The 7,313-nt window shown below is 59.4% G+C and carries 8 protein-coding genes; 7 read left to right on the top strand and 1 reads right to left on the bottom strand.

What is annotated here, in order from left to right:
• The first annotated feature begins 382 nt into the window (after positions 1–382).
• The 3 genes from JQC81_RS34075 (at position 383) to JQC81_RS31520 (ending at position 3,157) form a co-directional block, all read left to right on the top strand.
• Positions 383–511: a hypothetical protein gene (locus tag JQC81_RS34075; RefSeq protein WP_281400475.1), complete on the top strand. Its 129-nt coding sequence runs from the start codon at positions 383–385 to the stop codon at positions 509–511.
• A 235-nt stretch (positions 512–746) separates the two neighbouring features.
• Positions 747–1,244, top strand: a complete 498-nt coding sequence (locus tag JQC81_RS31525; protein WP_203275714.1) for a hypothetical protein — start codon at positions 747–749, stop codon at positions 1,242–1,244.
• A 1,577-nt stretch (positions 1,245–2,821) separates the two neighbouring features.
• Positions 2,822–3,157, top strand: a complete 336-nt coding sequence (locus JQC81_RS31520) for a DUF6894 family protein (protein ID WP_246520816.1) — start codon at positions 2,822–2,824, stop codon at positions 3,155–3,157.
• A 364-nt stretch (positions 3,158–3,521) separates the two neighbouring features.
• On the opposite strand, the gene JQC81_RS31515 is transcribed toward JQC81_RS31520, so the two are convergent.
• On the bottom strand, positions 3,522–3,845 hold the full coding sequence (locus JQC81_RS31515) for a DUF1294 domain-containing protein (RefSeq protein WP_203275713.1): 324 nt from the start codon (positions 3,843–3,845) through the stop codon (positions 3,522–3,524).
• Positions 3,846–4,135: 290 nt separating this feature from the next.
• Here JQC81_RS31515 and JQC81_RS34575 point away from each other — a divergent pair, with 290 nt between their 5' ends.
• The 4 genes from JQC81_RS34575 to JQC81_RS31495 all read left to right on the top strand — a co-directional run bounded on the left by JQC81_RS34575 (position 4,136) and on the right by JQC81_RS31495 (position 6,792).
• Complete coding sequence (locus JQC81_RS34575; RefSeq protein ID WP_376772481.1) at positions 4,136–4,327, top strand: excalibur calcium-binding domain-containing protein; 192 nt, start codon at positions 4,136–4,138, stop codon at positions 4,325–4,327.
• Between the two features lie 14 nt (positions 4,328–4,341).
• Positions 4,342–5,034 carry a thermonuclease family protein gene (locus JQC81_RS31505; protein ID WP_203275712.1) on the top strand — a complete coding sequence of 231 codons (693 nt, stop codon included), beginning with the start codon at positions 4,342–4,344 and terminating at the stop codon, positions 5,032–5,034.
• A 178-nt stretch (positions 5,035–5,212) separates the two neighbouring features.
• Complete coding sequence (locus JQC81_RS31500; protein ID WP_203275711.1) at positions 5,213–5,731, top strand: hypothetical protein; 519 nt, start codon at positions 5,213–5,215, stop codon at positions 5,729–5,731.
• Between the two features lie 881 nt (positions 5,732–6,612).
• Positions 6,613–6,792, top strand: coding sequence for a helix-turn-helix domain-containing protein (locus JQC81_RS31495; protein ID WP_203275710.1), 180 nt, complete (start codon positions 6,613–6,615; stop codon positions 6,790–6,792).
• Positions 6,793–7,313: the final 521 nt, after the last annotated feature.

The raw sequence follows: 7,313 nt of genomic DNA, 5'->3' as shown, positions 1-7,313 counted from the left end.
GCGATGGCTGAGATGGACAATCCCTGACGATGAAGGTCCAGGATCATAAGCACTTCTCCAAGCTGGATCACCGTCGCGGCTCCCGTCCGTTCTCACACGGAGAGGATCATCGGTGACGGCGGGAGCGCCTGCACGGCCAGAGCGTGCCTCAGGCCGCGAAGGCAGGGCATCAGCTCGGGAATTTTCGAGGCCCATAATCAGGCAGTATTCACCGCCCTATGACAACAGGCCTCTTGGCGCTACGTTCTTTGCCAGTCGTTATGCTTGGGGCCGCAGGGCTGCCTACGCCTCTCAGTTCCTCTACCCCACTGGGCGGGCGTGGCGCACGAAAGCCAAGGTCAAAGAGGCTCTGCTCGGGGATGAGGACCCGGATGAGTGGGATGTGCCGCCCAAGCCGAAGGGCATGCGATGGGCGACGTACGAGCGGTGGGTGGCCAAGTACGATGCGGCTGAGGAGATGCTGGATGCGCAACTCGTTATGGCAGCGGCGCGGCTGATGAAGCGCTTATGACATTCGTTTCGTGCTAGTCGAGCCAAGGCTGAAGTAGCGATTTGGCAAGCTGCCGCTCTAAGATGTTTCATCCGCTTTCCTATTGTCGCCTCCTCCAAGGCAAGCAGACCCACCCCGGTGTCTTACGCCAGCACCACAGAAAGACCCTTGGCTCGGTGAAAAGCCAAGGGTCCATCTCATTGTAAGCAGGTCTGCTTAGACAAGACGCTCAGGCAGTCGAGCAATTGTTGGGTTCATGGCCTTCGGCTCACCCGTCCTTGCCACCACGTCCACCGCCGTTGCCGCCATTCCCACTTCCGCCAGCATTGCCACCTTTGTCGCCAGCATCACTGCGGCCCTTCGAGCCACCGCCGAAGTCACCTCCGTTCGGGCTCTCTCCAGCCCCGCCGACACTCTTGTCGTTGCCGGGATTACCAGGGCCTCCAGCGCTGCCGCCATGACCGTTGCCGTTGCCGCCAGCGTTGCTGCCTTTGTCATCGGAGTCGCTGCGGCCTTTCTCACCGCCGCCAAAGTCGCGGCCATTTGGGCTTTCACCCGCATTGCCGACACCCTTGTCGTTGCCGGGATTGCCGGGACCACCAACGTTGCTACCACCGCTCCCAGTCGAGCCACCGCCCGTGCTGCCGGTTCCACCGGTGTTTCCGTTATCGGCAACAGTACCGCCGCCATTACCCGTGGTCCCGCCGGTGCCGCTGGTTCCACCAGAGCCTACAGTGCCGATACCACCCGCTGAGCCGCCAGCGCCAACCGTGCCGCCTGTGTTGACGTTGCCACCGGCACCAGCATTACCGCCGACACCAACTGTGCTGCCATTGCTCACAGTTCCACCGGGGCGAGTTGCACCACCTGTGTTGACAGTGCCGACATTGCCCACGGTTCCACCAACGCCAGCCGTGCCGCCTGTGTTGACAGTGCCGCTAGCGCCAGTTCTGCCGCCGCTGCTGACGGATCCTGACGTTCCGCCGACCCCAACCGCAGGGCCGTTCGTGCCACGACTGTTGATGGAGCCAGTATTCAGGTCATTGCGGTCGTTCAGCCGGTCCATTCGCTGGCGCAGAGCCTGAGGCCTGATGGCGCAGCTGCAGACCTCCTGACCCTGCACGATGCGGAGCTGACAGTTGTGATACATGGATGGATTGGCAACTGCAGGGACGCACTGCTGGCCTGTCCGAATGACTTGTGCGGAAGTCGAAACAGAAGAGCCTAAGAACAGAGCTACGCCTGACAAGGCAAGAGCATAAGAACGCTTCATGGTTCACCTACACTAATCTACATCTACAGGGTGACTGCACAACGACAGCCGTCATGAATTGAAGACGTTCAAAAAGCGGAACGCGTTCCTACCTAAAAACGACATAACCCGAAGGTATTAGCACGGAACTATATCGCTGTTGCGATGAAAAAGCGCAGCAATAAACTTGATGAGCAGCATTGAAAGTCAGCGCAAAACAATAAATAAGCCCTTGAGGACTATCTAATGACCATCAGGGGCTTTGAAGCTTTGGCTTGGAGGCGGTAGGTGAGCGCCTCCATTACATGAACGGCTGAAGCCGCCAAAGAGTTCCTCTTTCTATCCTGCTGATGGAAGGGAATGTGCCTGCTTCTCAACAGGTGCCCGTCGACCAGTCATTGAGATGGCAGCGGCGCGGCTGATGAAGCGGCTTCAATGGTCATCCGGTTTCAAACCAGCCACAGCTGAGGCAACGGATTGGCAAGCCGCGATTGCCGCATGGAGGAGCCACCCTGCAATCACAGCGGAACCAGACTGCGCTCTCCGCGTCGGATTAACCGTAACTCGGACAAATCGGACTAGTTTGGAGCACTCTACGTCTCGTTTGTAGTAATGCAGGAATTCTGCCCTAGGTGCTTGTACAGAGGTCGCGCATGACAGATGACGAAGTTGAGGCTGTGGCGGCGGAGTTGGCCAAAGCTGGCGGGGTCTCCTGGCATTCAGGGCAGGAGCGCGGCCCTTTGAAAGTGGTCATGGAGCGTTACCGTGACCGAGCCCGTCTCGCCATTGCGGCCCTCGACCGCCTCCGAGCAGCGAAGCAAGGTACTTCCCTCGGTGAAATCAGAGCCGAGCAGCTGGGAACAGGCGCAGAAGGCAATGCGGAGCCCGTTCTAGAGAATGCCGTCTCTGCTGGAAGCCTCGTGTTGTACCGACCTCCGGGGGACAAGAGAAGCTATCCATGTCGGATTGAGAAGGTTGACGGAAGCCGCGTGTACCTTGTCCCTGAGCTTCCAACATGTACCGGGTGGGTGGATCTTGCCAACCTTTCACCTCCTGCAATTCAGTAAAGCGCTTAAGTCATGACTCGTGTTCCGAATAACAAGCCGACGCCGACTGAAATTCTCTCCGAAACGAACCTCTCGGCCCATGCGCCGGATACATCCGAGCCGGGCATTCCGGTGCGGGCGCGGTATTACTTCAACCTCACGGATGGCGAGACCATGATCCGCGACGAGGAAGGTATTGAGGCGTCCAGTATCCAAGCCGCCATGATTTCAGCCCTGGAAGCCGCAGAGGAGCTTCGGGCACAAGATCCTTCCAACTCGGACGAATGGCAGGGCTGGAGGCTTGAGATTGTCGATGCCTCCGGCCAAGCGGTACAAACCATCCCGCTTGACGCTCGCTCCGCTCATTAGTCGGATGTCAGGACTGCAGCGGTGTAGTTCATGAGGTGGTTTTGGCCAAGAGATTTCGATTCAAATAGAGGCTCTATCAAGGACAGGGAGTGCTCGCGTGGTCTGTGGCAGCCACCAGGGAGTGGGGGGCGTTCAAAACTCTAGAGCGCATTGTTTAGGAACCGGCCTTGGGCTTCTCTCATCATAAACGTGGAGAAAAAAGTTTCGACCGCAGAGGGAGGGGGCGGGTCAAAAGTCGTGGGGTTCAACCTTTCGTCAACCGGCCTTGGGGCCACGCGGAGATTTTAGCTCCCGTGTTTGATTAAAGAATCAAAGGTGCCGCCACAGGCCAGCGGCCTCCCGCCATCGGCTACAGACGTCTCGGTCAGCCCATACTTTGCACGATTGATAGCGCTGCATCCTGAACTGCTGGAAAAGCGAGTGCACCGAGAGCGACAATGTGCAATCCAGCAATCAGGTAGAGCTGAGTACGGAACGGCTCTTTTCGCGTCTTGTGGCGCAGGCTGTGCTGGGCGACGACCGCTCCAATCGTTCCGCCAACAAGCGCCATGCCAAGCAATGTGCGCTCCGGAACCCGCCACATGCCGTTCCGAGCGCAGTGCTTGTCCCAGGCGAAAGCTGCCAGGGTCGCTAAATTGATGAGGCAGAGGTAAATCCCCAAAAGGTAGAAAACGGACTGGATAGACATTGCTCTGAGTTGCCTCCTGGGCCGTTCTGAAGGCTCACACTCGGCCTGTTCTCCTGACGATAAATGGACACTCGGGAATGTACAGCCCCGCTTCCCCGGCCAAGCAATCAGGCTTATAGTCCTTGCTGGGGGCTTCAGCATGGTTTCACACGAAGACTGGCACATCCACTTTGCCCGCTATCAGCAGACGATGAAGCGCCGCCGCTTGCTTGGGCAGATCCGTGTTCATCTCTCGTTGATGGTACTGGCTGCGCTTGTCAGTTGGGGCGCTATCTGGGCCTGGGACTACCGTGGAGAAATCGGCTTCAACTCCAAGCCCGAGGTCAGGGTGTGGAGCGGCTCCAGCCCGGTCTCCTATAGAAACTGTGCCGCCGCCCGTGCGGCAGGAGCGGCTCCTCTCTATAGGGGGGCAGCCAGGCTATGCATCGCACCTCGACGGGGACAACGATGGAATTGCCTGCGAGCCTTATCCTCGCTGGTAGAAGGGGCATTGTACATGAGAGCGTTCTTCCTTCCTCTGAGCTTTGGGCTCGGCCTGATGGCGTTGCCTGCCACAGCTCAAAGCCTGTCGGGCCAAGCGAATGTGGTCGATGGCGACACGCTTGCCATTCAAGGTGAAACCACCCGCATCCGCCTTTACGGTGTCGATGCACCAGAGGGGAAGCAGACTTGCAATGATGCCGGTGGCCAGCGCTATCTCTGCGGCTCCCGAGCGGCGGATGCTTTGGCCGAGCTGATAGGCCGGAATGGGCGGGTGACCTGCCGGGAAGAGGACCGGGACCGGTATGGGCGGGTTGTCGCCGTCTGCCATTCCAATGGCCGGGACATCAATGGCGAGTTGGTCCGGCACGGTTGGGCGGTTGAGTACGGTCAGTATTCAGACGGGCGCTACTCGGACGAGGAAACGGAAGCCCGACAGGCGAAGCGTGGGCTCTGGGCCGGAACCTTCGTGAAGCCGTGGGACTGGCGACGGGGCGAGCGCTTGCCCACGGAAGCGGCTGGTGGAGCGGTCAGAGCCGCCGAGCGGACCTGTGACATCAAGGGCAACATCTCGGGCTCGGGCCGGATCTACCACCTGCCGGGAAGCCGACACTACGAGAACACGCAAATCAGCGAGGCCAGCGGAGAGCGTTGGTTCTGCTCCGAGGATGAGGCAAAAGCGGCGGGGTGGAGAGCACCGAGAGGATAGAGCCACCAGTGCCCTCTGCAGCCTCGGCTAATCGGGAAAGCTGATGGCTTTGCCTTGGTCATAGCTCCCGCCGGAGAGCAGTTTCCTCAGCCTCGTCTGTCCCTCTCATTCAATTCTCTGGAGTAGTGCCTCGCTTGCTCACCAGCGATGATGTCTAACCTGAAACGGGGCGAACAACATGTACAGGCAACCCCTGCATAAGCGTACTTTCCTGGCAGCAATGACCCTCCTGGCCTCGTGTCCTGCTCATGCGCTCGACCTGCGGGAGGAGGCCTATTGGAGTCTTTCTGAGGACAAGACCAAGATTGGTCTGCTCAGCAAGCATCCTGGCTTCCAGAACACCTACACCTCCGTGATGCTCACCTGCGCGGGGGCATCGGGTGTAAGACTGATGCTAGGGCCAGTGGATCACACGCAATTGGGCTCTGCCATCAGCCGCAATCAGGTTCCTGACGCAAGGCTCGTCGTTGATGGCAAGACCTTCGAGTTCCCAGAGGTCAGCGTCGGCTTCAATCTCCATGACGAGCAATGGATGTACGAGGTGTTGATAGAGGCAAATGAAGTAGAGACTCTGGCAAGGGCTAAAATCATCAAGGCTCAGGGCACCGGCCTCAACCTGGACCTGCCCCGCACTGACTTAAGCAGGGATTTCGTCCAGTTCAGGGATTCCTGCCCGGCGGGTCGCCGCTCGCGGTAGCCCCGTCTACCCACCCTGTTGGGTCCCTCTTGGCTGCACGGCTGAGTGGGTGGGCGAGGCGCGCAAGTCGTCTAGTTGCGAACCGAGTTTCTGAGGTGCGCGGTACGCACTCCGGTTCTCCGTCTACACCAAGGGGCGATGTGATGAAGGAATATACTCGGCTTCTCCCATAACGGCCTTCCACCCTGTGCTCCCGAACTACGCGCCTCAATCCAAATCCGAGGTCGCAGGCTTATGAGCCGCCCTCCAGGCCTCCTGACCACCAACCAGACTGAGGACGGTGCAGCCGCTTGGGAGATGGTTGACCGTGTAGAGCGGCGCTGGAGCAGGCGCTTCGCCGGTCCAATTGAAGACAAGGTGTCCGTACTGTTCTGGGAAGACCTCTGCCAGCATTTCAGGGGGCCAGGAACATTCAATGTCAGTCATGGTCGCTCGTCCTCCGCTCAAGCTGGGAGATAAGGAGTGGGACAAGTGCTGAGAAGCCGAGATACTGCCGCAGGGGCCGGACCTCGCGGCTGAAGACAAAGACCGCCTTCCCGCGTTGTCCTGTGCGAGCTTCCGCACCCGGAGGGACACTCCTATGGATATCTCGGTCAGGCCAGAGCGCGGTTCCAAACATACCTGGGCGGTTTACGTCGATGACACCTGCATCGCACGAGGCTTGCCACGGGCCGAGGCGAACCGGATCCGAGGACAGATCCAGCGAGGGGAGCTTAAGCCCCGCCTTCGCTAGGTCACACTCTCGCCGCCCCGGTGGCCGGTCCCCCCATAATCAGTCATCCACACTCTCCACAGGCTTGCTTGCCGGGGAGGAACCTCCCTCGACAGCTCTGCTTATCTGAGTAGATGTTCGCTTTATGTTCTTCCGAGTGTGCACGAGGATGGGCAGACCCAAGCTGACGGTGGAGCAGGTCCTGGAGGCGCGGCTGCGCTATGCGGCTGGCGAGCGGGAATACCGCAAGCTGGCCCGTGAGTTCGGCGTGAGCCGCGAAGCTGTCCGCGCTGCAGCGGAAGGCTTGAGCTTCAAGCACTTGCCCATGCCACCCAAGAGGCGCACGTGAAGCCCCCTCGCAATCCGCGCCGGGCCTATGACGCAGATGGCAACGAGATCCCGCCCGTCACTGTCGGGCAGAGCCTTGCTGATGGGTACAGAACCGCGATGGCTTATTGTGAAGCGCACGATTGTGGACATGGTGCTGAGGTGCCGCTGAAGGGCTGGCCTACTGACCTGCCGGTGCCCGACATGGCCTTGAGGCTGCGATGCTCGAAGTGTGGAGGGCGACGCATCAGAATGATGGCCAATGTGACGGAACTGTACGACAGGGCTCACGGGGCAGGCAAAACCGGTAAGTAAGCCTCTCTGCGGCTGGCTCTATTAAGGATACGTTTACCTTTCAGGCGCAGCCTCATCCTGTGCCATGTTGGCACGGTCGTTCTCCCTGGATGGTCGCTATAGCGGCCCACCTAGAGCGCCAGCCGAATGGGCGCTCTTTCTTTGCGGGGTTTAGAGCATCGGACTGAAAGGCAGATTCAAGAGGTTTCGGTCTGGGCTGAAATGTGATTCCCTTCTGCGAACAGGAGG

The organism is Microvirga arabica, assembly GCF_016811235.1.
GTDB lineage: Bacteria > Pseudomonadota > Alphaproteobacteria > Rhizobiales > Beijerinckiaceae > Microvirga > Microvirga arabica.
Note: the sequence above shows the minus strand (reverse complement) of the source record. Positions and strands in the feature narration are given on the sequence as shown.

Excerpts from the sequence above, each read along its gene's own strand:
- JQC81_RS31500 (WP_203275711.1), top strand. The coding sequence starts at position 5,213 with ATGTACAGGCAACCCCTGCATAAGCGTACTTTCCTGGCAGCAATGACC.
- JQC81_RS31525 (WP_203275714.1), top strand. The coding sequence starts at position 747 with ATGGCCTTCGGCTCACCCGTCCTTGCCACCACGTCCACCGCCGTTGCC.
- JQC81_RS31515 (WP_203275713.1), bottom strand. The coding sequence starts at position 3,845 with ATGTCTATCCAGTCCGTTTTCTACCTTTTGGGGATTTACCTCTGCCTC.
- JQC81_RS31520 (WP_246520816.1), top strand. The coding sequence starts at position 2,822 with ATGACTCGTGTTCCGAATAACAAGCCGACGCCGACTGAAATTCTCTCC.
- JQC81_RS31495 (WP_203275710.1), top strand. The coding sequence starts at position 6,613 with ATGGGCAGACCCAAGCTGACGGTGGAGCAGGTCCTGGAGGCGCGGCTG.
- JQC81_RS31505 (WP_203275712.1), top strand. The coding sequence starts at position 4,342 with ATGAGAGCGTTCTTCCTTCCTCTGAGCTTTGGGCTCGGCCTGATGGCG.